Annotated in this window: 26 protein-coding genes and 1 pseudogene; 13 read left to right on the top strand and 14 right to left on the bottom strand. The window is 71.3% G+C overall.

The window, feature by feature from the left end; all coding sequences use genetic code 11:
* Positions 1-35 precede the first annotated feature (35 nt).
* The 4 genes from EV371_RS17660 to EV371_RS34370 form a co-directional block, all read right to left on the bottom strand.
* Positions 36-599: a dihydrofolate reductase family protein gene (locus tag EV371_RS17660; protein WP_130463014.1), complete on the bottom strand. Its 564-nt coding sequence runs from the start codon at positions 597-599 to the stop codon at positions 36-38.
* A 252-nt stretch (positions 600-851) separates the two neighbouring features.
* Positions 852-2,171 (bottom strand): tolB family protein, encoded by a 1,320-nt coding sequence (locus tag EV371_RS17655; protein WP_130463013.1) that lies wholly within the window; start codon positions 2,169-2,171, stop codon positions 852-854.
* Complete coding sequence (locus EV371_RS17650) at positions 2,168-2,686, bottom strand: SigE family RNA polymerase sigma factor (protein WP_486484670.1); 519 nt, start codon at positions 2,684-2,686, stop codon at positions 2,168-2,170. The genes EV371_RS17655 and EV371_RS17650 overlap by 4 nt, the downstream gene beginning before the upstream one ends.
* 72 nt (positions 2,687-2,758) lie before the next feature.
* Complete coding sequence (locus tag EV371_RS34370) at positions 2,759-2,884, bottom strand: hypothetical protein (RefSeq protein WP_486484669.1); 126 nt, start codon at positions 2,882-2,884, stop codon at positions 2,759-2,761.
* 39 nt (positions 2,885-2,923) lie between these two features.
* On the opposite strand from EV371_RS34370, the gene EV371_RS17645 reads away from it, so the two are divergent.
* Complete coding sequence (locus EV371_RS17645) at positions 2,924-3,319, top strand: VOC family protein (protein WP_130463011.1); 396 nt, start codon at positions 2,924-2,926, stop codon at positions 3,317-3,319.
* 94 nt (positions 3,320-3,413) lie between these two features.
* On the opposite strand, the gene EV371_RS33430 is transcribed toward EV371_RS17645, so the two are convergent.
* Entirely contained in the window at positions 3,414-3,557 is a 144-nt protein-coding gene (locus tag EV371_RS33430; RefSeq protein ID WP_165436723.1) for a hypothetical protein, read from the bottom strand.
* Positions 3,558-3,668: 111 nt separating this feature from the next.
* Between EV371_RS33430 and EV371_RS17640 the strand changes: the two genes are divergently transcribed.
* Positions 3,669-4,613: a C45 family autoproteolytic acyltransferase/hydrolase gene (locus tag EV371_RS17640; protein ID WP_130463010.1), complete on the top strand. Its 945-nt coding sequence runs from the start codon at positions 3,669-3,671 to the stop codon at positions 4,611-4,613.
* A gap of 323 nt (positions 4,614-4,936) precedes the next feature.
* Here the strand turns inward: EV371_RS17640 and EV371_RS34365 are convergent, their stop codons facing one another.
* Together EV371_RS34365 and EV371_RS17635 are read right to left on the bottom strand one after the other, a co-directional pair.
* Positions 4,937-5,494 carry a hypothetical protein gene (locus tag EV371_RS34365; protein ID WP_486485004.1) on the bottom strand — a complete coding sequence of 186 codons (558 nt, stop codon included), beginning with the start codon at positions 5,492-5,494 and terminating at the stop codon, positions 4,937-4,939.
* A 38-nt stretch (positions 5,495-5,532) separates the two neighbouring features.
* Positions 5,533-5,868: pseudogene (locus tag EV371_RS17635) on the bottom strand (DUF4158 domain-containing protein); the annotation flags it as partial.
* Positions 5,869-6,488: 620 nt separating this feature from the next.
* Between EV371_RS17635 and EV371_RS33425 the strand changes: the two are divergent.
* Together EV371_RS33425 and EV371_RS17630 are read left to right on the top strand one after the other, a co-directional pair.
* Complete coding sequence (locus tag EV371_RS33425; protein ID WP_165436722.1) at positions 6,489-6,644, top strand: hypothetical protein; 156 nt, start codon at positions 6,489-6,491, stop codon at positions 6,642-6,644.
* A 125-nt stretch (positions 6,645-6,769) separates the two neighbouring features.
* Positions 6,770-7,246: a hypothetical protein gene (locus EV371_RS17630; protein WP_130463008.1), complete on the top strand. Its 477-nt coding sequence runs from the start codon at positions 6,770-6,772 to the stop codon at positions 7,244-7,246.
* A gap of 764 nt (positions 7,247-8,010) precedes the next feature.
* On the opposite strand, the gene EV371_RS17625 is transcribed toward EV371_RS17630, so the two are convergent.
* From EV371_RS17625 to EV371_RS17615, 3 genes are all read right to left on the bottom strand, one after another.
* The gene (locus EV371_RS17625) at positions 8,011-8,355 is read right to left on the bottom strand and encodes a peptidoglycan-binding domain-containing protein (protein ID WP_349339289.1); all 345 of its coding nucleotides are present in this window, start codon (positions 8,353-8,355) and stop codon (positions 8,011-8,013) included.
* 184 nt (positions 8,356-8,539) lie between these two features.
* Positions 8,540-11,332: a BTAD domain-containing putative transcriptional regulator gene (locus EV371_RS17620; protein WP_130463007.1), complete on the bottom strand. Its 2,793-nt coding sequence runs from the start codon at positions 11,330-11,332 to the stop codon at positions 8,540-8,542.
* Between the two features lie 144 nt (positions 11,333-11,476).
* Positions 11,477-11,944 (bottom strand): HNH endonuclease family protein, encoded by a 468-nt coding sequence (locus tag EV371_RS17615; RefSeq protein WP_130463006.1) that lies wholly within the window; start codon positions 11,942-11,944, stop codon positions 11,477-11,479.
* 173 nt (positions 11,945-12,117) lie between these two features.
* On the opposite strand from EV371_RS17615, the gene EV371_RS17610 reads away from it, so the two are divergent.
* The gene (locus tag EV371_RS17610; protein WP_130463005.1) at positions 12,118-13,113 is read left to right on the top strand and encodes a tyrosine-type recombinase/integrase; all 996 of its coding nucleotides are present in this window, start codon (positions 12,118-12,120) and stop codon (positions 13,111-13,113) included.
* A 54-nt stretch (positions 13,114-13,167) separates the two neighbouring features.
* Here EV371_RS17610 and EV371_RS17605 read toward each other — a convergent pair whose 3' ends face one another.
* Positions 13,168-13,653 (bottom strand): deaminase, encoded by a 486-nt coding sequence (locus tag EV371_RS17605; RefSeq protein WP_130463004.1) that lies wholly within the window; start codon positions 13,651-13,653, stop codon positions 13,168-13,170.
* A gap of 521 nt (positions 13,654-14,174) precedes the next feature.
* Here EV371_RS17605 and EV371_RS17600 point away from each other — a divergent pair.
* The 7 genes from EV371_RS17600 to EV371_RS17570 all read left to right on the top strand — a co-directional run bounded on the left by EV371_RS17600 (position 14,175) and on the right by EV371_RS17570 (position 20,507).
* Positions 14,175-15,398, top strand: coding sequence for a sensor histidine kinase (locus tag EV371_RS17600; RefSeq protein ID WP_207230525.1), 1,224 nt, complete (start codon positions 14,175-14,177; stop codon positions 15,396-15,398).
* Positions 15,395-16,054: a response regulator gene (locus EV371_RS17595; RefSeq protein WP_130463003.1), complete on the top strand. Its 660-nt coding sequence runs from the start codon at positions 15,395-15,397 to the stop codon at positions 16,052-16,054. Before EV371_RS17600 ends, EV371_RS17595 begins: the two co-directional genes overlap by 4 nt.
* 116 nt (positions 16,055-16,170) lie before the next feature.
* Positions 16,171-16,488, top strand: a complete 318-nt coding sequence (locus tag EV371_RS17590) for a type II toxin-antitoxin system PemK/MazF family toxin (RefSeq protein ID WP_130463002.1) — start codon at positions 16,171-16,173, stop codon at positions 16,486-16,488.
* Positions 16,489-16,601: 113 nt separating this feature from the next.
* Entirely contained in the window at positions 16,602-17,099 is a 498-nt protein-coding gene (locus tag EV371_RS17585) for a GNAT family N-acetyltransferase (protein WP_486484668.1), read from the top strand.
* Positions 17,100-17,210: 111 nt separating this feature from the next.
* Positions 17,211-17,636 (top strand): Hsp20 family protein, encoded by a 426-nt coding sequence (locus tag EV371_RS17580; protein ID WP_130463001.1) that lies wholly within the window; start codon positions 17,211-17,213, stop codon positions 17,634-17,636.
* A gap of 208 nt (positions 17,637-17,844) precedes the next feature.
* A complete protein-coding gene (locus tag EV371_RS17575) occupies positions 17,845-18,837 on the top strand; it encodes a tyrosine-type recombinase/integrase (protein WP_130463000.1) in 993 nt (330 codons plus the stop codon).
* Between the two features lie 227 nt (positions 18,838-19,064).
* Positions 19,065-20,507 (top strand): FGGY-family carbohydrate kinase, encoded by a 1,443-nt coding sequence (locus tag EV371_RS17570; RefSeq protein WP_130462999.1) that lies wholly within the window; start codon positions 19,065-19,067, stop codon positions 20,505-20,507.
* On the opposite strand, the gene EV371_RS17565 is transcribed toward EV371_RS17570, so the two are convergent.
* Complete coding sequence (locus EV371_RS17565; RefSeq protein ID WP_130462998.1) at positions 20,496-22,205, bottom strand: acyl-CoA dehydrogenase family protein; 1,710 nt, start codon at positions 22,203-22,205, stop codon at positions 20,496-20,498. The genes EV371_RS17570 and EV371_RS17565 overlap by 12 nt on opposite strands.
* Before the next feature lie 211 nt (positions 22,206-22,416).
* Between EV371_RS17565 and EV371_RS17560 the strand changes: the two genes are divergently transcribed.
* Entirely contained in the window at positions 22,417-22,875 is a 459-nt protein-coding gene (locus tag EV371_RS17560) for an Rv0361 family membrane protein (RefSeq protein ID WP_130462997.1), read from the top strand.
* 94 nt (positions 22,876-22,969) lie between these two features.
* Here the strand turns inward: EV371_RS17560 and EV371_RS17555 are convergent, their stop codons facing one another.
* Both EV371_RS17555 and EV371_RS17550 read right to left on the bottom strand, forming a co-directional pair.
* Positions 22,970-23,641 carry a thymidine kinase gene (locus EV371_RS17555; protein WP_486484948.1) on the bottom strand — a complete coding sequence of 224 codons (672 nt, stop codon included), beginning with the start codon at positions 23,639-23,641 and terminating at the stop codon, positions 22,970-22,972.
* A gap of 95 nt (positions 23,642-23,736) precedes the next feature.
* On the bottom strand, positions 23,737-24,111 hold the full coding sequence (locus EV371_RS17550) for a hypothetical protein (protein ID WP_130462995.1): 375 nt from the start codon (positions 24,109-24,111) through the stop codon (positions 23,737-23,739).
* Positions 24,112-24,140 lie beyond the last annotated feature (29 nt).

The following is a 24,140-nucleotide window of genomic DNA, read 5'->3' as shown; positions in this document are numbered from 1 at the left end:
GACCTGGCGTCATGGGCCGAGCATCTGTCCCGTGCTCATCGCCTCGTCTCGTATCGGGTCAGTACCACGCCGCCGGGAAAGGTCCGCGTCTCCACCAGGTTCAGGTTCACCCAACTGTCCAGGGCGGTAAAGAACGGCGTGCCGCCGCCCAGCAAGGCCGGTGCGGTGACCAGCACGTACTCGTCGATCAGCCCGGCCAGCATGGCCGCTGCGGCGAGGGTGGCGCCGCCGATGTCCATCGGGCTGCCGCCTTCGGCCTTGAGCCGGGTGATCTCGGTGACCGCGTCGCCGGTGACCAGGCGGGTGTTCCAGTCGACCGTGCTGGTCGTCGAGGAGAACAGCACCTTCGGCATGTCCCGCCAGCGGCGGGCGTACTCGATCTCCGCCGGTGTGGCGCCGGGCTGCTGGTCGGCGGTCGGCCAGTGGGAGCTCATCGTCTCCCACAGTTTGCGCCCGTACAGCGCCAGGCCGGTCGCGCCCACCCGGTCGGACCACCACTGGAACAGCTCGTCGCTCGGTACGCTCCAGCCGAGGTCGCCGCCGGGCGCGGCGATGTAGCCGTCCAGGCTCAGGTTCATGCCGAAGATCAGTTTCCGCATCGTGCCAGCCTCTCGTGAGTCGATCTCACACGTACAGACGGGTACGACGCGGAAACCTGATCGGTGCGCGATCTGCGTCCGCAGGTGCCCTCGCGTTCCGGACTCGGCACGGCGTACTCGGCTGGGCTCGACCACCACCCACCGGATCCCGACGTCACCCTAGCGTCCATTGCAGTCGACCAGCACGCGGAACTGACGATGTCGGGAGTGTCTCCGGGAGCGGCCGGGCCCGCGTCAACGGCGCGGTATTGGTTACGGCGACAGGTCGGGCTCCGGGTTGGTGGGTGTCGCTGCGGCTGCTGGTTTCGAGGTACGGCTGCGGCGTCTGATCCACCTGCCGATCAGGGCGAGCCCGGCGAGCAGTGCGGCTACCGGTATGTACGTCCACCGTTGGGCCTGCCATGGTGAGGGTGTGATGCCGGGGCCGCCGAGGGTGGCTGCTTGGAGCAGATCGCGGGCGTAGTCGGCGCAGCCGCGTCCGGCGACGGTGAGGGGCAGGGGCTGGGCGCCTGTCTCGGTGAGTGTGATGGTGTCGCATGTACGGTTGCCGTGGGCTTGCTGGACGATGGGTTGGCCGTCGCGCCAGGCGATCGCTTTGGGATCGCCGGGCCGGCTGCGTACGGTCTCGTCGGCGATCGTGCTGGTGGCGAGGTTAAGGCGTTGGAGGTGCCAGGTCTGGTTGGCGCAGTACTCTGCCCAGGCGCAGACCTCACCGGCGGCGAGGAGGATCTGGGAGTCGTCGGGTGTCCACGCGGCCGGTCCGGCGAGCCGCTGCCGTTCGGTGAGGGTCACGGTGTTCAGCGGGTTCATGGTGCGGGTGTCGATGATGGTCAACCCGTTGCTCTGGCCCGGCAGGGAGGTGTGGAAGGCGAGTTTGCTGCCGTCCGATGAGAACGCCGCCTGCCATGGCGCCCCGTCCACCGCGGTAGCGATCTTGTGTGTGGCGCCGCTGGCGACGTCGACGAGGACGATCTCGTCGTCCGGGATGTCGAGCGGTTGACCGTGCGAGTCGTAGGAGACGCCGCCGTCGCCACCGATGTCGCCTACCGCGGTGCGGCTGTCGGGAGCCCATACCGCCGGCCAGCGGCCGCTGAGCTTGCGATCCAGTTTTCGTGTCTCGCCGGTGGTGAGGTCGCGTAGGTTCTGGCCGAGTAGCCACCGGCCGTCCGGGGAGAGGGTGTCGGCTTCCTCCCCCGGCGACAGGTAGTCCAGCCGATATGTGTCATCGCGTCCGATCAGGACCAGCGCGGTTTCCAGGTTCAGGCTGTGGCCGGTGCTGAAGGTGAGCTTGACCGGACCGTTCGGGCTTCCGGCCAGGGTCTGCTGCCACAGGTACGGTTCGGCGACCGATGCGGGCAACACCTCCTGGTCCGTCCCGCTGATCTCGGGAGCGGTCCGGGACTGCACCGGTATCAAGGCCAGGGCCGTGACCAGCAGCAGGCAGGCCAGAACGGCGCCGCCGCGGCGCCGTCGCCGGCGGAGGCGTCCGCGTCGCCACAACGTGTCCGGGGGCGGTACCGGGGGAGCGTCCTCCGCCGCGTCGAGCAGCGCCTGCGTCAACCGGGTCGTCATCGGGGTACCTCCTGCGGGTCGACGAGATCGGCAGCGACGACGCGCAGCCGGGCGAGCGCGTCGCGGACCTGGCTCTTGACGGTGCCGACGCTGATCCCGAGCACTGCAGCGGTCTGCGCCTCGGTGAGGTCATCGAAGTAGCGCAACACCAGCACCGCCCGCTGCTTCGGGGCGAGCCGTCCCAGTGCCTGGCGTACCACGATCGTGGTCATCAGCGGTCCGTGTGGGTCGAACCCGGTCGGCTCGGGCAGCCGCTCGACCGGTACCGGCTCCCGCCGCCACCGCCGCCACCACGAGATGTGCTGGTGGTAGAGGGCTTGCCGTACGTAGGCGTCCGGGTCACCACCGGCCAGGATCCGCTCCCACCGTGAGGCCACCCCGATGAGGGTCTGCTGGACCAGGTCCTGGGCCAGATGCGGGTCGCCGGTTAGCAGCAGCGCCGCACGCGACAGCGCCGGGCCACGCGCGTACACGTAGTCGCGGAACGAGTCGGCGGCCGGAGGTTTACGGGGCACATCATCTACACGCTCACGACATCGCATTTGGAGGGGCGCCAACACACGGAATCCAGGCCCGTGAGGCCGTGCTCATGCCGTTGCCTGCCCGTCCTCGGGATCGAGGGCTCGCCACTCGCGGAGCTTGGTGCGGGTGGCGTCGGCTACCTGGGCGACGTCGCGGTGGCTGTAGGCGGTGCGCGCGCCGGAGATGGACATGCCGGCGGCTCGGCTAGGCGCCGCCCCTACGCTGCCCTGGTGCAGATCGGCCTGGTAGCGCTGATCGTCGAGGAGTACGACCCGGCGATCGCGTTCTTCACTGACACTCTCGGCTTCGAACTCGTCGAGGATTCTCCGTCGTTGACCAACGACGGACGACCCAAGCGGTGGGTGGTCGTCCGGCCCCCTGGCGCGCAGACCGGGATCCTGCTGGCCCGCGCCGACGGAGAACACCAGCGTGCCGCGATCGGCAATCAGGCGGCAGGCCGGGTCGGGTTCTTCCTGCGTGTTGACGACTTCGACGCCGCCTATCAGCGGATGACCGACGCCGGCGTCACGTTCGTCCGGCCGCCGCGTACCGAACCCTACGGCCGGGTCGCGGTTTTTCTCGACATCTCCGGTAACCGATGGGACCTGCTCGGCGCTGCCGTATGACACCCGACCGGCGAGGCCGAATTATCCTGCTCAACGGCCCCGCCTGCGTGACCACCTGACCCTGCCCGGTCCTGGGCGATCGGCAGGACGGCGCTCAAGCCTTGCGGAGCAGCAGGTAGCCCTGCGGGCATGCCTCCGAGTCCTCGGGCGGACGGCTGCCCTGGAACACCAGGTCGCCGGCACCTGCCGCCAAGTCCAGCATCTGCCGGGTTGACAACCAGTACGAGTCGAACTCCACTCCGACAGTTCCAGCGCCTGGCCGTCACCGATGGTGGCCACCTGGTGATTCACCCCGCAATTGGCTAGGTTGCCCTCACCTCGGTCGATTCTCACAGGGGGAGTGGCAGCCGTGCGGCAAGAGCACAAGACCTTTCAGGCGATCGAGGTCGGCGACGGCGGCGACGGGCGGTGGGCCGCCTACGCCCGGGGCCTGTGGCAGGAGATGGAGGGTCTGCTGACCGAGGAGGGCCGGACTCCGGAGGGCGCGGATCGTGTTCGGGCGCTGTTCCGTGCGCACATGCCGGAACTGGTCCCGGTTCTGGACCGCCTGGCCGGCCAACTCAACCGGCCCGAGGCAGAAGTCTTCCTCACACACGTCGCACTGCGGCCGTTCTCCCAGGCGTGCACCCAGATCGGCAGGAACGGCACTCTGCTGCGCAACTATGACCTACGGCCCGATCAGTGCGAAGGGACCATCGTCTCCTCCTGCTTCCTGCGCCCCGTGATCGGGATGCAGGACATGCTGTGGGGCTTGCTGGACGGGATGAACGACGCCGGTCTCGCGGTCTCGCTCACCTGGGGTGGACGTTCCGTCTACGGACGCGGCTTCGCCATTCTCATCCTCGTGCGCTACCTGCTGGAAACGTGCGACACCGTCGATGAGGCGGTCGACAGGCTGCGATTTCTACCGGTCGCCGTCCCCCAGAACCTCACCCTTGTCGATCCCACCAAGGCGGTGACGGTGTTCGTGGGGCCGGATATGTCACCGACGGTGGCACCGGACGCCTGCGCCGCCAATCACCAGCACCTGCCGGTGACCGACGAGCAGGAACGGGCCATGCGGACGCAGGAGCGGCTGCGAGCCATCCGCGCCGCGGGCGCGGATGTGGCGGCGATGCTGAGGCCGCCGCTTTATCGATCCGTCGACGAGCAGGGGTCGAGAACGCTCTACACAGCCCGCTACCAGCCCATCGAGGGCCGTGTGACGTACTACTGGCCCGGCGAGTCCTGGCAACAGTCCTTCGGTGACTTCGCACCCGGATTCCGCACCGTGACCTTGGGCCGGGCCATCTGAGAGGCTTTCCGGACCCCTACTGCATGAAGATCCTGCAAGAACGTGATGTCACCCGCCGCCGACAGGCCCTCCCTCGGCCCGCCCCGCCACGGCCACACGATGAACCGGCAGGGGCTCGGCATCGCTCCACCGGTCGGACGAGCGCCTCCCCCCGATACACCCCCGACGAGGCGTCTCTCGCTACATAGTTACCAATCCACAGGTCTTGACAATTGCTCTGCGCCTCGCGAAGTTCTTCGGTTTGCGCATCCACGGCCAGAGACGCTATCGGCCCGGCCAAGATGGCCGGACATTGCGCCGCCCGGCCGGGCCGGCTCGGTGAGTTAACGCAACGGCTCCAGGTCCTCATCCTCCTTGTTCTCATCGTCCGCAGAGCCTTCGGCGTTGGGCGCGAGGGCTTCGCGCAGCCATCCGAGTTCGTCTGGGTAGAGCGCCACGCTGGTCCACCGGCAGATGGTCATGCCGTCATCGAGGTCGTCTTCGCCGTCGTACTCACCAGACAGCTTGACCGCGATCCAAAGATCATCGCCGAGCAAGCTGGCGGCCTGGCGCAGCCGTGCGACGGTGGGGTCCCCAGGAAGGCGGGAAGGCCGATCGCCCGGATCGCCTCCAGCCGGGAGATCTCCGTGAGCATCGACGACAAGCTCACGTTTCCGGTCGCCGCCCTTGATCGACGCCAGCACGCTCGGGTCCGTCCCGTCGACCTCAGTGTCCGCGACGGCGACCAGTGACAGCAGCCGGGCCCTCACGGCCGCCGGAAGCCGGCTGGCGATCTGTTCGACGAGGATCTTCTCCGCCTGGTGTAGGCCCGACCTGACGATCTTCTCCACCCGGTCCGGCGTGGGTGGTTCGATCGAGCGAGCCCGGGGCTCGGCCAGCACCGCATCCTTGGCCAGCTCGACCGGCGTTCCTTCTGCGCGTAGTCGCTGGCGAGCCAGTGGGTCAGCTTCTCCGCGTCCGCGACCGTACACTCCCGAAACCCCAGGTGAGCAAGGATCTCGGCCCGATGGCGCTTGATCGTGCGACCGGCCCACTGGTAGACGCCGAGCGAGGCGGCATCCACGTCCAACTGCCGCGCGACGAAATCGACTACGTCGTCGTGCGACTCCACCCGCCCCCGCGGGAACCGGCCAAATCGACCGTAGAACTTCAGCAACAGCACAAAGCCGAGCTGGGTGTCGCGGTGTTTCGCCGCGACCAGGTCCTGCTCGGCACGGACCAACGTCCAGTGCTCAACCAGGTCCCCGAGATTCATCGAAGGACGTTTCACGGCCGGAGGTCATTCCGACGCTCGACACACCTCCAACAGCCCTCATGCCTAGATCATCTATTTGACCCCTGGTGTCGCGGTTCTTACCAACACCCCCGGTAGCGCTCGCACCAGATTATCGAATTACTATTACGCGATAATCTGATAATAGCCCCGAGTGGACTGGCGTGGGCTGCCGGAGCGCCACAGCGAGGGATGCACCATAATGACAGTTCTTTGGCGTAAGGAATTGCGCTGGTGTAGTCCGGGTTCCTGTGGCACAGATAAGAAACAACCCGCCAGTTCCTGAGGCGGGCTGGTGAACTGGCAAGCCGTTCCCTGTGCCACCACGCGGCCACGGGCCCATGCAGCGGCTGCCGCCGTGAGCAGCCGCTGCGCAAGAAGTACTGCCGGCTGTGCTGGTGCCAGGCCCGCGCCGAGGCCAGGGCGACCGGTCGGCTGCACGGCAACGCCACCGCCGTGCACTCTCTGGCCCAGGTCGGCGACCACCATCAACTGCCCAACACCGCCAACCCGCACCTGATCATCAACCAGATGAGCGCCGTTAAGACCAGCCCGGTCAGCACGTTCTCCTTCAGGAAGACCCTGCGGGGCGCGAGTTCGAGATGGACCCGTTCGACCTGTTCGCCGATTCGCCGGCGCCGTACTGCTGGTATGGCATCACACCAACGCTGTTCGACGCGCCGTCCCGCCTCGACACCCGGCCGATGAACTGGACAGCGCACTTCGACCTTGTCGACCAGCGTGGTCGGGGGAAGTGACAGTCTGGAGGCTCGCTGTCCCGTCGTCCAGTCGCGCTCCAGATTCTGTCCAGTGCCGGGCGCCATATTCGGATTCTCCCGATGGCGGAGTCGCCCCATCGGAACCCGACCGAGGAGCTGGCCACATGAGTCGACCGTCCGCCGGATCGAGGTCCGGCATCGCAACAACACTGCGGCTGGTGGTAGCCGCGCTGGTCACGTTGGCAGCGTGCGCCGTCATCGCGACACCGGCCTCTGCGGCACCGGCGCCCGCACCGGCACCGGCCGGCGACCTGGCCGTGGGCAAGGGCCACCCGGTGGCCCCGGGGATTTTCACCGTCCAGAAGGGCAAGCCCGACCTTTCCCAGATGACGCAGATGCCCACCTCCGCCAAGACCGCCGCCGTTTCGCAGTTCAACTGCTACTACGGGTACTACCCGCCGGGCTACTCCATCGACTTCTACTGCTACGTCTACACCGGTGCGATCCAGATCTACCTGGAATGCACCGACCCGCTGATCCGTGGGTACAGCCCGGTGCTGCCGGCTCCGGGGGCGTACAGCCTTCGCGCCGTCTGCGGGCCGCCAGCGGTGTGGTCCTACTGGAACGTCGTGGACGCGTAATAGGCCGGTCGTCAACCGACCGGGCCGGGGCGACCAAGCTGCACGCTGGTCGCCCCCCAGTTTCTGCGCGACCCGGTTGGGCAGTCAGCCGGCGTTGCGCATCTAAGAAACAACCCGCCAGTTCCGGAGGCGGACTGGTGAACTGGCAAGCCGTTCCCTGTGCATGGACATCGACTTCCGCTACGGCGAAACCAGCGGGCGCGTATCCGTCTCCTGCGTACCCAAGATGACCCCACCGCACTCGGCAAGACGACCCGCGATCGCGGCCTTCCCGTCTGCACAGCCACAGTCCACTCCACCGGCCATGGCTACTGGGCGCTGCTGGGATGGGTGCAACTGGTCCGCTATCCCGGCAACGCCTCACAAGGCCGCGAGTTCGAGATGGACCCGTTCGACCTGTTCGCCGATTCGAGCGACTTGTGGCACCACTGGCCGGTTCTCGTGGGGCTACTCGGTCAACGACGACGGCGATGTCCGCCTCACCCCGCCCAACCGCCTCACCGGCGCGGACTGGGAAACCCACAACGCGCACCTCATCAGGCAGTACCCCCACTGGACCTTCGGCGACGGCTCCACGCTCGGGGAATCCAGCAGCCGAACCGCCGATTCCAGCGAACCCAAGGAGCCAGGCACGCTGCCCAGCACCAACCCGGTCGACCAGCCATCAACTTCTGCGAAGGATGCGGGAGACCTGCGATGACAACAGATCCCCCAACACCCTTCACGGATGCCCGCAGCCTCGAACGCCCCGGCCTCTTCGTCGATCAGGCGTAGGTCGGGATGACCGACCAGCAGCCGCCGCCGTGCGGCCACATGGGGTAGCCGGCCTTGTAGTTGACCATGTCGATGAGTGCCGTGCCGGTGGCCTTGCCGACAATGCCGTCGACGCCCAGGCCGAAGAAGCGCTGGAAGTTCTCGACGGCGCCCTTGGTCGCCTGCCCGAAGCGGCCATCGACAGTCAGGCCCTGGCCACCGACGTAGTTCAGGCCGGCCTGGACGCATCGCACCCCGGACGTGTTGGACGAACCCAGCCCGATGTTGCCGACCGTCGGCGACGCCTGGGCGGGCGCCACGGACACCCCGAGGAGCAGGGCGACCGTGGCGAGCACACCGATCAGGACACCCGACAGTCTCTTTACTGGCTTCACAGGCCCTCCTCTGCCGCGACTGACATGCCACTCCCGTTGTGAAGGGCGTGGCTGGCAACCTCTGCGGTTGCCGCCTCAGCATCCGGCGGGGCTGTGGGTCGAGTTCTCAACGGATTGTCGACGGCCGCGGGCGTGGGCTGGATCGTCAGCCGGCCAGCTTGGCGCGGACCTGCTCGGCCTCGGGGTGTCCGAGCTGATCGAGGATCTCCAGGGTGCGCTGCCAGATTCGCTGGGACTCGCCGATGTCACCCGCCGCCCGGCGGGTGTCGCCGAGATGGTTGAGGACCGCGGCCTCGGAGTAGCGGTCGCCGAAGCCGCGGATCAGCTCGAGGGCGTGCTCGTAGCAGACCGCGGCCTGGTGGTGGTCGCCGAGCTGGTGATGGGCGTAGCCGAGGCTGTCCCAGGTGTCGGCCTCGCCGGGACGGTCCCCGATCTCCCGATGCAGGACGATGGCCTGCTGGCAGTGAGTCAGCGCCTGCCGGTGGTCGCCGAGCAGGGTGTGGAACCAGCCGACGGAGTTCAGCGCCCTGGCCTGCCCGCCCCGGTGGCCGGCGATCCGGTACAGCTCGAGTGCCTGTTGGGCGTGGCGCAGTGCCTCCCCGCAGCGCCCCTTCTGCTCGCACACCCAGGCCAGACCACGGTGTGTGTACGCCTGGCCGGTGTGGTCGCCCAACTCGCAGAAGAGCGCGAGCGCCTCCCGATAGTGGGTGTACGCGTCGTCCTCCCGCCCCTGCCGGGCATAGGCGCGGGCCAGACCCCGATGGGCGTACGCCTGACCGGTGCGGTCGGCCAGCCGTCGCGCCGCAGCCAGCGCGGCGGTATGGGCGGTGATCTGGTCCTGCCAGTGCCCGCCCCGGTCGAAGAAGTCGGTGAGGGTCCAGGTCAGCTGCCAGGTGTGGGTGCCGAACCCGACCCGGACGGCCAGCCGGACGACCTCGAGCAGGACGGCGTGCTCGACGGTGAACCACTCTGTCGCCCGAGCTTCGTCGCCGAGTTCCTCGGGCGTCGTCCCGGGATGGACGTCGGCCAGGGTGATCAGGTCGCGGTGCGGGTCCAGCAGCCGGGCGGCGCGGTGCGCGGTGTGCAGGTAATGGTCGAGCACCCGCCGCACCGCCGTGTTCCGGTCGTCCTCGTCGTCGAGGGCATGGGCGAGTTCGGTGGCGTAGGCACGCAGCAGGTCGTGCAGAACGTACCGGCCCTGGGCCTGCTTGGCGACGAGGTGGGCGCGGGTGAGTTCGGCGAGCAGCGGTCCCACGTGCGCGGGTGGGGTGCCGTCGAGGCTTGCGGCGGCGGGAAGGCCGATGTCCGGGCCGGGGTGTACCCCGAGTAACCGGAACAGCCTCGACGCGCCGGGGCTGAGCGCCCGGTACGACGAGGAGAACACGGACCGGGCGTCGATCGCCGCATCGGCGCCGGCGAACGCGTCCAGGCTGCCCCGGGTGTCGCGCAGTTCACCGGCCAACGTTGCCAGCGGCAGGCTCGGATCGATGGCTGCCCGGGCCGCCACGATCGCCAGCGCCAGCGGCAGCCGCGCGCACCGGGTGATGATCTCGTCGACGGCCGGCAGTTCGCCCGCCACCCGGGCCGGTCCGAGACGGCGGGACAGCAGTTGTCGTGCCTCGTCGACCGGGAGTAGGTCCAGCGCGATGGGACGGGCACCTTCGGTGGCGACCAGGCCGGGCAGCTGGTTCCGGCTGGTCACCACCACCAGGCAGCCCGGTGCGCCGGGTAGCAGCGGGCGGACCTGGTCGGCGTCCCGGGCATTGTCCAGCACGACCAGTACCCGCCGGCCGGCCAGCAGGCTGCGGTAGAGGCCGATCTGGGCGTCCACCCCGGCCGGGACCTGCTGCGGCGGTACCGCGAACGCGTCGAGGAACCCGCGCACCGCCTCGGCCGGGTTCATCACCGAGCCGCCCGGGCCGAACCCGCGCAGGTTCACGTACAACTGTCCGTCGCCGAACCGGTCGGCCACCCGATGCGCCCAGTGCACCGCCAGCGCGGTCTTGCCCACCCCGGCGGTGCCGGACAGCGCCGAGATGACCACTGCGGTGGGCTGTTCGGCGGCCCGGTCCAGGATGGTGTCGAGCTGATCCAGCTCACCGCCGCGGCCGGCGAACCCGTACACGTCAGGCGGCAGTTGCGCCGGCACGTGCCGGCTTGGCGCCGTGGGTGGCGTGGGTGCGGCCCGGTCGAGCTCTCCGCGCAGGATCGCCACGTGCAGGGCCCGCAGTGTGGCTCCGGGCTCGACGCCGAGCTCGTCGGCCAGCCGCTGGCGGGTCGTGGCGTACCGGTCCACGGCTTCCGCGTCGCGACCGGTGGCGTGCAGGGCCCGCATCAGGGCGCCGGCCAACGGCTCGACCAGCGGGTACTCGTCGAGCAGGTCGGTCAGCGGGCCGACGACGACGATCGGGTTGCCGATCTGTAGTTCGGCCTGGGCCCAGGCCAGCACCGCGTCGAGATGCTGCTGCCGGCACCTCTCGCGGGTCCGCTCCACCCATCGCCCACTCAGGCCGGTGAGTGGCTCGCCGTGCCAGAGATCCAGGGCCTCGCGCAACATCGCGGCCCGTCGGTCTCCGGAGCAGTGCGACTCACCCGCCCGCCTTACCAGGTCACGAAACCGGTGCAGGTCCACCCGGAGACGGTCGATGTCGAGGACGTATCCTGCGGCGGTGCGGCGCACCGGTCGCACAGGCCGGTTGTCGGTGGTGTCGGAGTGCTCCAGCAGGCGCCGGATCCGGGTGACATAGGTGTGCAGCGTCCGGCGTGCGCGCGGCGGTGCGGCCGGGCCCCATACCCGGTCGACCAGGACGTCGACGGAGACCGGTCGGCCCGCGTCGATGGCCAGGGCCGCCAGCACCGCGCACTGCTGCGGCGGCCCGACCGGTACCACGCGAGCAGCTACCCGGATCTGCACCTGCCCCAGCATCCGCAACTCCATCGCCAGCCTCCGGCCGCTCCCGCCTCGCTGCTTGCAGCAACACTCAACGCGCAACACTGCGTCGACATGGTATAGGCAGATAGTTGCCATCGTTGATTTTCCAGTGCCCGGCCCGGGTACGGGACGGAGGTTTCGGCGTCGGCGTCAATCCGTTGCGCGGCCGTAGCTGGCGCGTCCCTCGGCGACCTGGCGTGCCTGCCGTTCGCGCCAGCGCTTCTGCGCGTCACTGTTGCACCGTCGGCAGACCTTGCGATAGCGACCGGTGCGGGCATCGATCTCGCGATCGTGTCCATTGCGGCACCGAGGCTGCTGCCTGCGACTACGACAGTTCTCGGCACGGCTGACCTGACGCAGGTGGGTCGGCTCGATGCAGTCCGGCACGGCGCAGACCTGGTCGACCTCCAGCTCGGGATCGTAGCCGCCGACGAAGACGACATATGCGGCGATGTGTGCCCATGCCCGACCGGCGACCTTCTGGTGCACGCCTCGCCGGCTTCCGTAGCCGCGTACGATCAGGCAGCCGTCCGCCACGCGTGCCGAGCGGTCCAACAGGTACGTCCGGAGTGTTTCCTCGGTGAAATGGCGGGACAGTCCGCTGATCCGGGAGAGCACGTCGAGAGGATAGCGGGGCCGCTCCGATTGTCCTGGCGGTCGGCGGTGGCACCCGCCGGGGACGGTCGGTCAACGACACCCGCCACCCTGCGGCGTGTCGTCCCGGCCGCGATGCCTTTCCTCACGTACGCTTTTCGACTCGTACGGCGTCGGGCACCCGAGGAAGAAGTCGAATGCCGCCTTCCGAAGCCGTGCCCCGCAGGTCGAGCACTCCGGCACTGACGGCCGCCGGGCCCGCCGACTTCACCGAGGCCTGGCTGGACAACCGGCGGCTGTCCACGCACACCCGCGAGGCGTACCGGCGGGATGTCGCCGGCTGGCTGCGCTGGTGCGGAGAGCACGACCTCGATCCGCTGCGGGCGACGTTCCTCGACGTCAACGCGTACGCCCGTGAGCTGGAGGCGACGCTGGCGCTCCGCAGTGGCCGCCCGCTCAGCCCGGCCACCGTCGCCCGCCGCCTCTCCGCGCTGTCCAGCTGGTACGACTTCCTGGTCAAGCTGCACGCCGTCGAAGCCAATCCGGTGGCCGCCGCCGACCGCCCGCGAGTCGACCGGGACCACTCCGCCACCGTCGGGTTGACCCCCGACGAGGTCGATGCGCTGCTGAGGGCGGCCGAGGCCGACACCGGGCCGACCGCCGTCCGCAATCGCGCCACCATCGCCCTCTTGGCCGACCTGGGTCTGCGGGTCGGCGAACTGATCTCGCTGGACCTGACCGACCTGGGCACCGAGCGTGGGCATCGCAGCATCCGCTTCGTCGGCAAGGGCGGCAAGGTCCGCCGCCGCGCCCTCACCCCCGGCACCGCGTACGCGGTGGATGCCTATCTGGCCGCCAGGGCCGCCGCCCAGGGGCTGAGCGTGCCGGAGTTGACCGGTCCGCTGCTGGTCACCGCGACCGGTGCCCGGCTGGACCGCAACGCGGTGTTCCGGCTGGTCCGCCGACTCGCCCGGGCCGCGGGGATACACGCCTGGGCGAGGCTGTCGCCGCACTCGCTGCGGCACGCGTTCGCCACCACCGCCCGGGCCGAAGGGGTGTCGTTGGAGGACGTGCAGGACGCGATGGGGCACGCGGACCCGCGCACGACCCGCCGCTACGACCGAGACCGGCACAACCTCGACCGCGACCCCGCGTACGTCATCTGGGCGGCTCGGGCCCGCCGCCGTCGCTAGCAGGACGGGACCGGCGGGGCAGTGGGGGCCTTCGTATCCCGTGGAAGGCGCTCGTCAACCGTTGCGTGGACCGGCGACCGGTCCGAGCAGGTGCGCGTTCATCGTGACCACGAGCTGACCCAGTTCGCCGATCTCGACGATCTCGACCCCGCCGCCGCGGAGGGTCTCCACGCCGTCGCAGTCGGCGAAGAGCAGCGGTTCCCGCAGCGCCAGCACCACCCGCGCGATGCCGGCATCGAGCAGCAGGTCGGTGCAGGGATCCGGCCGTGACCTGCGGACGGTGCACGGCTCCATCGAGGTGTAGAGGGTTGCCTGGGACAGATCCGGGACTACGCGGTCGGCGAGTTTGGTCAGGGCGGCCTCCTCCGCGTGGTGATGCGGGTCGGTCTCGCCCGTGTAGCCGGTGGCCAACACGTCGCCGCGCCGGTCGACGATGATGGCACCGACCGCGTAGTGGGTCAGCGAGGGTGGTGACAACCGGGACAGCTCGATGGCCTTCCTCAGCCATCGGCGATCCTGTGCCGGGTCACCGGCGTTCATGCCGTGCCGGAAGGGCTCGGTCGCCGTCCATGATCATCTGTACCGCCGCCGGCCGCCGAGCGGGCCGAGAACGGCCCGCTCGGGCGATGCGCCAGTTCCGCGTCTCCGGCACGATGACCGGTCCTGTTCCGCGCCCGCGACGCATGCCCCCGCCTCCCCGAGCCTCTGTTCGGCCATCCCGCACTCCGTACGCTACGGCCGCGGTCGGGTCTACCGCACCCTGGTGGACGACGACGCCATCATGAACGAGATCACCGACCGGGCGGCGGCCGGGGCCGTGGTGACGTGTCGGGTCGTTGCCGCTGCGTACCGCCGGTTGGTGGGCACGGGGCGGTCGTCCGGGCCGACCTCGTCGACTCGGAGCACCTCCCGACGACCGGCGCCCGCCGGTCGGCACGTCCGGAGGAGGTCGACCCCCGCCGGTGTTCGCGGGTGGCGGACCCGGCCGATACGGCGCCAGCCTGCGGGATTACGTCCGTGGACCGATGCCGTGCCGGCCGGTCGGTGGCTAGTCTCGCCGGGTGGACGCCACCCTGCACCTGCTCCGGCCACCGCTGCGGTACCGCCTGCCGGCGGCGGCGCGCACGGCCGTGATCTGGTGCGCACTCGCCGCGTTCCCGATGGCACTGGCCCTTACCGTGGCGATCGTCCCGGACGGCCCCGGCCGTTACCACCAGAGCATGCTGGAGACGATCCCCCGGTACGCGCTGCCGGCCCTGGTGATGGCACTGCCCGCCGTCCTGCTGCGACGCGGCCCGCTGGCCGGCCTGGCGCTGATGCTGATCGCGTCGGCGACGATGACGGCCACGATCAGATCCTGGGATCAGGACTACCTCGTCGACCTGAGGTACCTGCAGCTGTTGGCGATCAACCTGGCCGTCGGGTTCGTCGCGGCGACCAGGTCCCGGCGGCTGTCGGTGCCGGTCGCCGCGCTGACGCTCTGCGCGGAGATCGCCATCGGCTACCTCGACCCTGGCGACAACGCCGTCTACCAGCCGGAGATCCCCGCCCTGGCGATGCTGGCCACCTGGATGATCGGCAACTCGGTACGGGCCCGGCGCCGGTACGCCGAGGCGCTGCGGTCGCAGGCCACCGCCCAGGCGGTCACCGCCGAACGGCTGCGGATCGCCCGTGAGCTGCACGACATGGTGGCGCACAGCATCGGCGTCATCGCGATCCAGGCCGGGGTGGGCAGCCGGGTGATCCAGACCCAGCCGGCCGAGGCCGGCGCCGCGCTGCGGGTGATCGAGACGACCAGCCGGGAGACCCTCGCCGGCCTGCGCCGGGTGCTCGGCGGGCTGCGTCAGGGGGACTCGTCCGACCCGGCGCCCCGGGATCCGGCGCCCGGGCTCGCCGACCTCGACGGGCTGCTCCGGGCGACTTCGGAGGCCGGCGTCCGGGTCGAGCTGTGCCGGCGGGGTGGGCCGCGTCCGCTGCCCGCCGACATCGAGCTGTCCGCGTACCGGATCGTGCAGGAGGCGGTGACCAATGTCGTCCGGCACGCCCGTACGGCACGGTGCCGGGTGATTCTCGACTACCGGGCCGACGACCTGTGCGTCGAGGTCGTCGACGAGGGGCGCGGCGGCCCGGTCGCGGCCACCGGGTTCGGGATCACCGGGATGCGGGAGCGGGTCGGCCTGCTGCACGGCGACTTCGAGGCCGGACCGCTGCCCGGCGGCGGTTTCCGGGTGGCGGCCCGGTTGCCGCTGCCGGAGACCGTTCCCACCCCGGCGGTGCCGCGATGAGTGTTCGGGTGGTACTCGTCGACGACCAGCCCCTGGTCCGTTCCGGGCTGCGGGTACTCGTCGCCGACACCCCCGACCTGTCGGTGGTGGGGGAGGCGGGTACGGGCGCGGAGGCGGTCCAGCTGGCCCGGGAGATCCGGCCCGACGTGGTGGTGATGGACATCCGGATGCCGGGCATGGACGGCATCGAGGCGACCCGGCGGATCGTGGCCGGTAACGGAGCGACCCGGGTGCTGGTGCTGACCACCTTCGACGAGGACGAGCACGTCTACGGCGCACTCCGGGCCGGTGCCAGCGGTTTCCTGGTCAAGGACATGGCAGTGGACGACATCCTCGGGGCGATCCGGGTGGTCGCCGCGGGTGACGCCCTGATCGCGCCGAGCGTGACCCGCCGGCTGATCGCCGGCTTCGTCGAGGCCGCCCCGGCGGTGGCCCGTCCGGTACGCCCGGTCGCCGGCATCACCGAGCGGGAGCGTGAGGTGCTGACCCTGGTCGGGCAGGGCCGTTCGAACGGTGAGATCGCCGAGGAGCTGTTCATCACGATGGCGACCACCAAGTCGCACGTGGCCCGGCTGCTGGCCAAACTCGGCGCCCGGGACCGGGTACAGCTCGTGATCATCGCGTACGAGTTGGGGCTGGTCGGGCCGGGCCGCTGACCCCGACACACGCGTGCGGGCGTCTCCGCCGATGCCGCCGGGCGTACCATCGCCGATATGGCAGGCAAGGTCGTGCTCAGCCTGAACCCGGACACGCTCGCCGGACCCCGTGCCGCGTGAAGCGGGGCGAGATCTGGACCGTCGGCGACCGTACCCAGCAGGCCAGGCACCGGGTCATCGTGCTCTCCGGCGAGGGGCACAACGACCGGCCCTCCGCGTCCCCGTACTGTGCCCCGATCGTCCGGCAGCGCGGCAGTGGTGAACTGCCGCCGTTCGTGGTGCCGCTGGCCGAGACGGATCCGGTGACCGGGGTCGTGGTGGTGAACCGGCTGCGCCGGGTGCCGTCGGCGGTGGCGGTGGAGCGGGTGGGGATGGCGACCGGCGCGAGCATGGCCCGGATCGGCGAGGCGTTGCGAGACCTGTTCGAGTGGTGACCGCCCGGCCAGGCCGCCCCCGCGCCGCGTCGCGCCGACCGTTCGGCCGGCGCGGGAACCGGTAGCGGGACGGTAGCGGGAAAACCGCTGGACGGTAACGCCAGAATGACCAGGTGGAAAGCTATGTGGCCCAGGGCTGGACGATCCGCGCCGAACCCGTCGACGGCCCGGTGGCGGACGCCCTGCTGAGGGACTACTACGCCGAGATCGTCAGCCGCTACCATCGCCGGCCGGCCCTCGACGCCGAGATCGAGCAGGTGCTGGTGGAGGAGCCGAGCGGTGACCTGCGCCCGCCGACCGGGCTGTTCCTGGTCGGCTGGTACCACGACGAGCCGACCGGTTGTGCCGGCGTACGGCTGGACGCCCTGCCGTACGCCGAGGTGACCCGGGTGTTCGTCCGGGCGGCTGCGCGCCGGCGCGGGGGCGGAGCGCGGCTGCTCGCCGCCGTGGAGCAGGCCGCGGCGGCGCGCGGCGCGACGACGATGCGGCTGGACACCCGGCACGACCTGGTGGAGGCCAGGGCGCTGTACGTCCGGCACGGCTACCGGGAGGTGCCCGCCTACTCGGAGGCGCCGTATGCCGAGCACTGGTTCGAGAAGCGAATGAGCTGACCGGCAGAGCCGGGGTTGACGCCGGAGCCATCGCGCGGTAACAAGGAAGAGAAGTTGAGTCACCTCGACTCAACCCGACCTTCGACCCAGGAGAACCGAGGAGGACCGACGATGTTGATGCGTACCGACCCGTTTCGTGAGATCGACCGGATCGCCGAGCACTTCTTCGGCACCAGCAGCCGACCGGCGGTCATGCATCTGGACGCCTACCGCGACGGCGACTACTTCTACGCCGCGTTCGACCTGCCCGGCGTCGATTCGGAGAGCATCGAGTGCACCGTGGAGCGCAACGTGCTCACCGTCCGGGCCGAACGGCGCCGGCCGACCGGCGACAAGGTGGAGCTCGTCGCCGCGGAACGGCCGATGGGGGTCTTCACCCGCCAGCTCTTCCTCGGCGACACGCTCGACACGGACAAGCTCGAGGCGGGTTACGAGGCCGGGGTGCTGACCCTGCGCATCCCGGTGGCCGAGCGGGCCAAGCCGCGCCGGGTCGAGGTCGCCGTCTCCGGCGCCACTCCCCGCCAGATCAACTCCTAATCTCCGCCACCCGCCGCCGCGCGACGCGCGCCCGTCCGGTCGAACCGGACCGGCGCGCGTCGGCCGTCCGGCCAGCGATTCCGGCTGCGCCAGCGATCGCCCCGATCAGCCCGGGCACCTCCGGCGCGACCGCCCGGCCGCCGGGAGTTGGAGATCGTCGGGCGCGTCTGGCGGGGGATCGGGCGAATGGTCTGAAAAACTTCCTCACGTGTCCCGATCCACCCTGGTTCGCCGGCCGGCGGCCCGACCGGTGCCGGTCTCCACCCCGGCCGACTTCACCGACGCCTGGCTGCGTAACCGCCGGTTGTCCGAACACACCCGGGCCGCGTACCGGCGGGACATCGCCGGCTGGCTCGGCTGGTGCGCCAGCCGGGAACTCGACCCGCTCGACGCGACCTTCCTCGACGTCAACACGTTCGCCCGCGAGCTGGAGGCGAGCGTCGACCCGCGCAGCCACCGCCCGCTGACCGCAGCCACGGTGGCCCGGAAGCTCTCCGCGTTGTCCAGCTGGTACACGTTCCTCGGCAAGCTCGGTGCGGTGCGGGCCAATCCGGTTTCCGGCGCCGACCGGCCCCGGGTCGACCGGGACCACTCCGCCACGGTGGGTCTGACCTCGGACGAGGTCGACGCGCTGCTCGCCGCGGCCGAGGCCGACGCCGGCCCCAACGCGCTGCGCAACCGGGTGGTACTGGTTCTCCTCGCCGACCTCGGGCTGCGGGTCGGTGAGCTGGTCTCGCTGAACCTGGCCGACCTCGGTCGGGAGCGAGGGCACCGCAGCGTGCGGTTCGTCGGCAAGGGCGGCCGCGCCCGCCGCCGGGCGTTGACCCCGGGCTCGGCGTGCGCGGTGGACGCCTACCTGGCCGCCCGCGCCCTCGTGGCGGGGCGACCGGTGGAGCAGTTGACCGGAGCGCTCCTGGTGACCGCCACCGGCAACCGGCTCGACCGGCACGCCGTGTTCCGGCTGGTCCGGCGGCTGGCCCGGACGGCCGGCATTCCGGCCTGGGAACGACTCTCCCCGCACTCGCTGCGGCACGCCTTCGCCACCTCGGCCCGCGCCGAGGGAGTGCCGCTGGAGGACGTGCAGGATGCGATGGGACACGCCGACCCGCGCACCACCCGTCGCTACGACCGGGACCGGCACAACCTGGACCGGGACCCGGCGTACGCGATCTGGGCCGCCCGGGCCCGCCGCCACGGCTGAGCCGCTGGCCGCCACGCCCGCGCCACGCCGGCCAACCCGGCGCCCCTGCGTCCCGGTCTTGACAACGCCCCTGGCGCGGCAAATAATTCACCCAATAAACAAATTGTCCACCCGTTCGAGGGCGTCGGGTTCGTTCGGCTCGAACCAGCTCTCCGTAGACCACCTGCTCCGCTCCCCGCTGACCAACCGCACCACCTGCTCCGTACCCGACAACCCGGGAGGGACCGGTGCCACTCGTCGCCGGGGTCGACTCGTCGACCCAGTCGTGCAAGGTCGTCATCCGCGACGCCGAGACCGGGACGCTGGTGCGCGAGGGTCGCGCACCGCACCCCACCGGCACCGCCGTGCCGCCAGCGGCGTGGGCAGCCGCGCTGTCCGACGCGGTCGCGCAGGCCGGCGGACTGGACGACGTGGCGGCCGCCTCGATCGCCGGGCAGCAGCAGGGCATGGTGTGCCTGGACGCCGACGGCACGGTGGTCCGGGACGCCCTGCTGTGGAACGACACCCGCTCGGCCGGCGCCGCCGCAGACCTGATCTCTGATCTCGGCGGCGGCGAGGCCGGGCGACGAGCCTGGGCGGAGGCGGTCGGCCTGGTACCGGTGGCCAGTTTCACCGTCACCAAGCTGCGCTGGCTGGCCTCGGCAGAGCCGGACAACGCCGCCCGTACGGCCGCGGTCTGCCTGCCGCACGACTGGCTGACCTGGCGACTAGCAGGCGCACCAGGGCTAACTGCGCTGCGTACCGACCGCAGCGACGCCAGTGGAACCGGGTACTGGTCGGCCGCGACCGGTGAATACCGTCCGGACCTGTTCCGGTTGGCGTTCGGCCGCGACGACGTGCTGTTGCCGCAGGTGCTCGGCCCGACCGGGCGGGCCGGGCACCTGCCCAGCGGCGCACCGCTGGGCCCCGGCGCCGGTGACAGCGCCGCGGCGGCGCTGGGTGTCGACGCCGACCCGGGCGACGTGGTCGTGTCGATCGGCACCTCTGGCACGGTGTTCACCGTGGCGGACGTGCCGGTCGCCGACCCGAGCGGGATCGTGGCCGGGTTCGCCGACACGACCGGCCGCTTTCTCCCGCTAGTTTGCACGCTCAACGCCGCCCGGGTGCTCGACGCGGTCGCGACCATGCTGCGGGTGGATCACGCGGAACTGTCGGCGCTGGCGCTGTCCGCCCCGCCGGGCGCCGACGGGCTGGTCCTGGTGCCCTACCTGGAGGGCGAGCGCACACCGGACCGCCCGCACGCCACCGGAGCCGTGCATGGCCTGACCCTGCGGACCTCGACCCCCGCGCACCTGGCCCGCGCTGCGGTGGAGGGCATCCTGTGCGCACTCGCCGACGGGCTGGAAGCGATCGTCGCGCAGGGCACGACGGTCAACCGGGTCATCCTGGTCGGCGGCGGCGCCCGCTCGGCGGCGGTCCGCCGGATCGCGCCCACTGTCTTCGGCCGCCCCGTGCTCGCCCCACCGCTGGGGGAGTACGTCGCCGACGGCGCTGCCCGCCAAGCGGCCTGGGTGTTGTCGGGCGGGCAGCGGCCGCCGTCGTGGACGACCGGGCACGTGGAGACATACGAGGCGGACGCCATGCCAGCGATCCGCGAACGGTACGCGGTGGCTCGCGCCAGCGCCCTCGACCGCGCCAAGGTCTCCGACCGCGCCGGCTTAGCTGGTTGAGCAGAGCAGGTCCAGTTCGTGGTGTGCCTCCGCGGCGATGTCCGCGCCGCGCAGCCAGCGCCGCGCCCAGAGCCGGGCGGCCACCTCCGCCGTCTCGTCGCCGCCGGCCGCCTGCTCCACCAGCAGAGCGGTGGCCAGTGCGTGCGCCATCCGCAGCGCCAGCCCGCGCGCGCCGGCCAGCACCGCGACCGCCTCCGGGGTCACCTCGGCGATCGAGTCCCGCAGCTCCGCCGTCGCGGCGGCGAGCGCGTCGGCCAGCGCCGGGTGCAGCCGTCGGCCCAGGTCGGTGGCGGCGTCCAGCCGGGCCAGCAGCGGTGTACCCGCGTCCTCCCGGAGGACGGCCCGGAGCACGTCCAGCGCCAGCACGTTGGTGGTGCCCTCCCAGATCGGCAGCACCTGGGCGTCCCGCAGCAGCCGAGGTACCCCGGTGTCCTCGACGTACCCGGCGCCGCCGAAGCACTCGACGTACTCGCTGGCCGAGCTGACCGCCAGCCGCCCGGTGGCGAGCTTGGCCAGCGGCGCCACGATCCGCAGCTCGGCCGCGGCGGCCGGATCGGATCCCACCTCGACCCGGCCGAGCAGCGCGAACGCGTGCCCGGCCAGCATGAACGCCCCGGCCGCGTCCACCGCCAGGGTGCCGAGGGTGGCCCGGTGCAGGGGTGAGGTGATCAGGCGTCCGCCGGCCACCTGGCGTGCCTCGGCGTATGCCAGGGCGTAGCCGAGTCCTCGGCGCATACCGGCCGCGGCCGCCGCCGCGTTGTGCAACCGGGTCACCACGACCAGGGTCATCGCCCGGTTCAGCCCCGGCCCGGAGGGGTCGCCGAGCGGCCAGGCGTACGCGTCGTGCAGCCCGATCTCGGCGGTCGGCAGCGCCCGGGTGCCGAGCTTGTCCTTGAGCCGGCGCACCGTGATCCCCGGCGCCGGTGCGTCCCGGTCGGCGTCCGGCCCGGCCAGTGGCGAGTCGGCGGCGTAGCGCGGGACCAGGAACGGCACCAGCACCCGGCTACCCCGGCCGGCGCCCTCCGGGCGGGCCAGCGCGACCGCCAGCTCCGCGTCGGCGGCCGAGCAGAACCACTTCTCGCCGGTGAGCCGCCAGGAGCCGTCGGCGGCGGGCCGACCGGTGGTGGTCGACCGGGCCAGGTCGGAGCCACCCTGCGACTCGGTCATCCACTGGCCGCTGCTGACCGCCTCCGCCGGGTCGGTCGCGGTCAGTCGGGGCAGCCACGCGTCTCGGACCGCCGGGTCGACCTCGGGGCGGGTGAGTAGCGCCGCGGCGCCGTCGCTCATCGCCACCGGGCAGGAGAAGGTCGCCGACTCCGGGCCGTACAGGTGCAGCAGCGCGTGCTGGACGACCCGGGCCGCCGCCCCCCAGGTGCTCCGGGCCTGCGCCAGGTAGGGCAGCGCGACCACCGCGTGTCGGGCGGCGGCCGCGCGCTGGGCCTGCCAGCCGGCGGAGGTCTCGATCCGGTCGATCCTGGCACCCCAGGGTCCGTAGCGGACCAGGGTCGGCGGGTGCGCCTCGGCGTCGGCGTGCGCGGCCCGCAGTGGCCCGGTGACATCGGTGGCGAGCGCGGTGAGTCGGTCCACGGCGGCGGCGTGCCCGTCCGGGCCGAGCTGGCGGTCCAGCCAGGACCGCAGCAGCCGGTCGCTGGAGTACGGATCGGCGGGTACCGGAACCGCCTGCAGGTAGCGCTGCATCGTCGTCGTCCTCGGGGGCGAGGGCCGGCCGGTGGGCCGGCGAGAGCTGGCGGGGATGGTCCCGACCGTAGACCACGGCGGGCCCTCGGCGGCACCGCCCGACCGATCATGGGCGGTGCATCGCCGGTAACGGCTGTCCGGGGTCCGGTCGGTGCCGGAACCCGGCCGGTTCGGCACCCACCGGCCGTGGCGGCTCTCTACCGTCGGTGGCATGGGCTACGAGCTGCCCGACGGGCGTGCGGCCCGGCGACCTCGCCGGTTCCGGGGTGTGCTGTCGGTGGTCGCCGCCGGACTCTTCGTCTGCTGTGTGGGTGCCGCCGGCCTCGGGGCCTGGAACTACCAGCACGTGCGGCAGTCCTCCGGCGCGGCCCAGGACGCCGCCGAGGCGTTCCTGCAGGATGTGACCAGCGGTGACGCGGGCGGCGCCTACGACCGGCTCTGCGGGGACACCCGGGAGCGGTGGAGCCGTGAGGAGTTCGAGCGGCGGCTCTCCGTGCCGCCGACGATCAGCCGGTACGCCATCGACGACGTCACGGTCGCCAGCGACCGAGGTCAGCTCCGGGCGACCGCGACGGCGACACTGACCCGCCGGTCCGGTGCCGTGGATCGGCGGGAGATGCCGATGGTCAAGGATGGTGACCAGTGGCGGATCTGCGGCGACCCGTTCTGAATCCTGCATGGGCCGGGGTACTGCCGGGCGACCGTGCTCCGGGGCGGGACGGGGCGACCGTGGGCCGCCGGAACCGCACCGGGATGATCGCCGGTCAGCGGCTGCCGCCCAGGTCGCCGGAGCGGAAGTGTCGTCGGCAGAGCACCTGGTAACGCACCTCGGCCGCGTCGACGGTGTCCCCGATGACCACCTGCTCGCCCTCCCGGGCCACGGCGCCGTCGACCACCCGGGCGTTGAGCTGCCCCGGGCGCCCGCACCAGCACAACACCTCGACCTGGATCCGGGTCACCTCGTCGGCGAGTTCGAACAGCCGCTGTGCCGCCGGAAACAGGCAGGACCGGAAGTCGCTGGCCAGACCGAACGCGAAGACGTCCACGTCGTAGCGGTCGACCAGTTCGGCCATCTGTTCGATGTGCCGGACCGTGTAGAAGCACGCCTCGTCGCAGATCAGGTAGTCGAGCCGGTCGCCCTCGGCCCACCGGGCCCTGACCAGCTCGCGGAGGTCCAGGTCCTCGGTGACCTCGATGGCCTCGTGGGCCAGGCCGATCCGGGTGGTGATCTGCGGGCCGAGCGAACGGTCGATCCTGGTCAGTACCAGCCCGCGGCGCCCCTGCCGGGCATGGTTGTAGTTCATCTGCAGGGCCATGGTCGACTTGCCGCAGTCCATCGGGCCCCAGAAGAACTTGAGGGCGGCGCCATGCCGCAACCTTCCGTCGCCGGCCGCGAAGCACGCCTGGGCGAGCGCGGATCCGTCGTCGGCGGGCACGGTCGGGCGGGTACGGTTGTCGTCGCTCACGGTCCGGGAGCCTAGGCCACCAGGAGTTTCCGGTTCGACCCGCCGTGTCGTCGACCACGGTGCCATCAGCCCGGCTCGGTGCTCCCGTCCGGTTGCCGGGTGCCGGCGGCCCGGGGACGCTGCCCGGCGGACAACGCCGGCACGAGATGCTGGTCGACGAGGGTCCGCAGCTCCGCGGCGAGACTCCGGTCGTCCTGCACCAGCTCCCGCAGCCGGCGTTGCCAGGTGTCGGCGAGGGCCCGCTCCAGGGCGGGGTCGGCGGCGTGCCGGGCGGCGAGCACCTCGGCGCGTACCTCGGTCAGGTCGGCGGCCACGTCGTCCGCCTCCGCCGGCCGGATCCGCCGCCAGAACGCGACCAGCTCGGCCCGGGCCGCCGGCCAGCCGGCGCCGGCCATCGCGCCGACCAGCGCCGTACCGGCCGCCACCTCGATCGGCTCCATACCGCGCCTCCTGCCACGCATCCGCCCCG

The sequence above is a fragment of the Plantactinospora sp. CNZ321 genome (genome assembly GCF_004217235.1).
Note: the sequence above shows the minus strand (reverse complement) of the source record. Positions and strands in the feature narration are given on the sequence as shown.

Coding starts and splice junctions, on each gene's coding strand:
- EV371_RS17660 (WP_130463014.1), bottom strand. CDS start 599: ATGCGGAAACTGATCTTCGGCATGAACCTGAGCCTGGACGGCTACATC.
- EV371_RS17655 (WP_130463013.1), bottom strand. CDS start 2,171: ATGACGACCCGGTTGACGCAGGCGCTGCTCGACGCGGCGGAGGACGCT.
- EV371_RS34370 (WP_486484669.1), bottom strand. CDS start 2,884: ATGTCCATCTCCGGCGCGCGCACCGCCTACAGCCACCGCGACGTCGCC.
- EV371_RS33425 (WP_165436722.1), top strand. CDS start 6,489: ATGGACCCGTTCGACCTGTTCGCCGATTCGCCGGCGCCGTACTGCTGG.
- EV371_RS17630 (WP_130463008.1), top strand. CDS start 6,770: ATGAGTCGACCGTCCGCCGGATCGAGGTCCGGCATCGCAACAACACTG.
- EV371_RS17620 (WP_130463007.1), bottom strand. CDS start 11,332: ATGGAGTTGCGGATGCTGGGGCAGGTGCAGATCCGGGTAGCTGCTCGC.
- EV371_RS17610 (WP_130463005.1), top strand. CDS start 12,118: ATGCCGCCTTCCGAAGCCGTGCCCCGCAGGTCGAGCACTCCGGCACTG.
- EV371_RS17605 (WP_130463004.1), bottom strand. CDS start 13,653: ATGAACGCCGGTGACCCGGCACAGGATCGCCGATGGCTGAGGAAGGCC.
- EV371_RS17595 (WP_130463003.1), top strand. CDS start 15,395: ATGAGTGTTCGGGTGGTACTCGTCGACGACCAGCCCCTGGTCCGTTCC.
- EV371_RS17580 (WP_130463001.1), top strand. CDS start 17,211: ATGTTGATGCGTACCGACCCGTTTCGTGAGATCGACCGGATCGCCGAG.
- EV371_RS17565 (WP_130462998.1), bottom strand. CDS start 22,205: ATGCAGCGCTACCTGCAGGCGGTTCCGGTACCCGCCGATCCGTACTCC.
- EV371_RS17560 (WP_130462997.1), top strand. CDS start 22,417: ATGGGCTACGAGCTGCCCGACGGGCGTGCGGCCCGGCGACCTCGCCGG.
- EV371_RS17550 (WP_130462995.1), bottom strand. CDS start 24,111: ATGGAGCCGATCGAGGTGGCGGCCGGTACGGCGCTGGTCGGCGCGATG.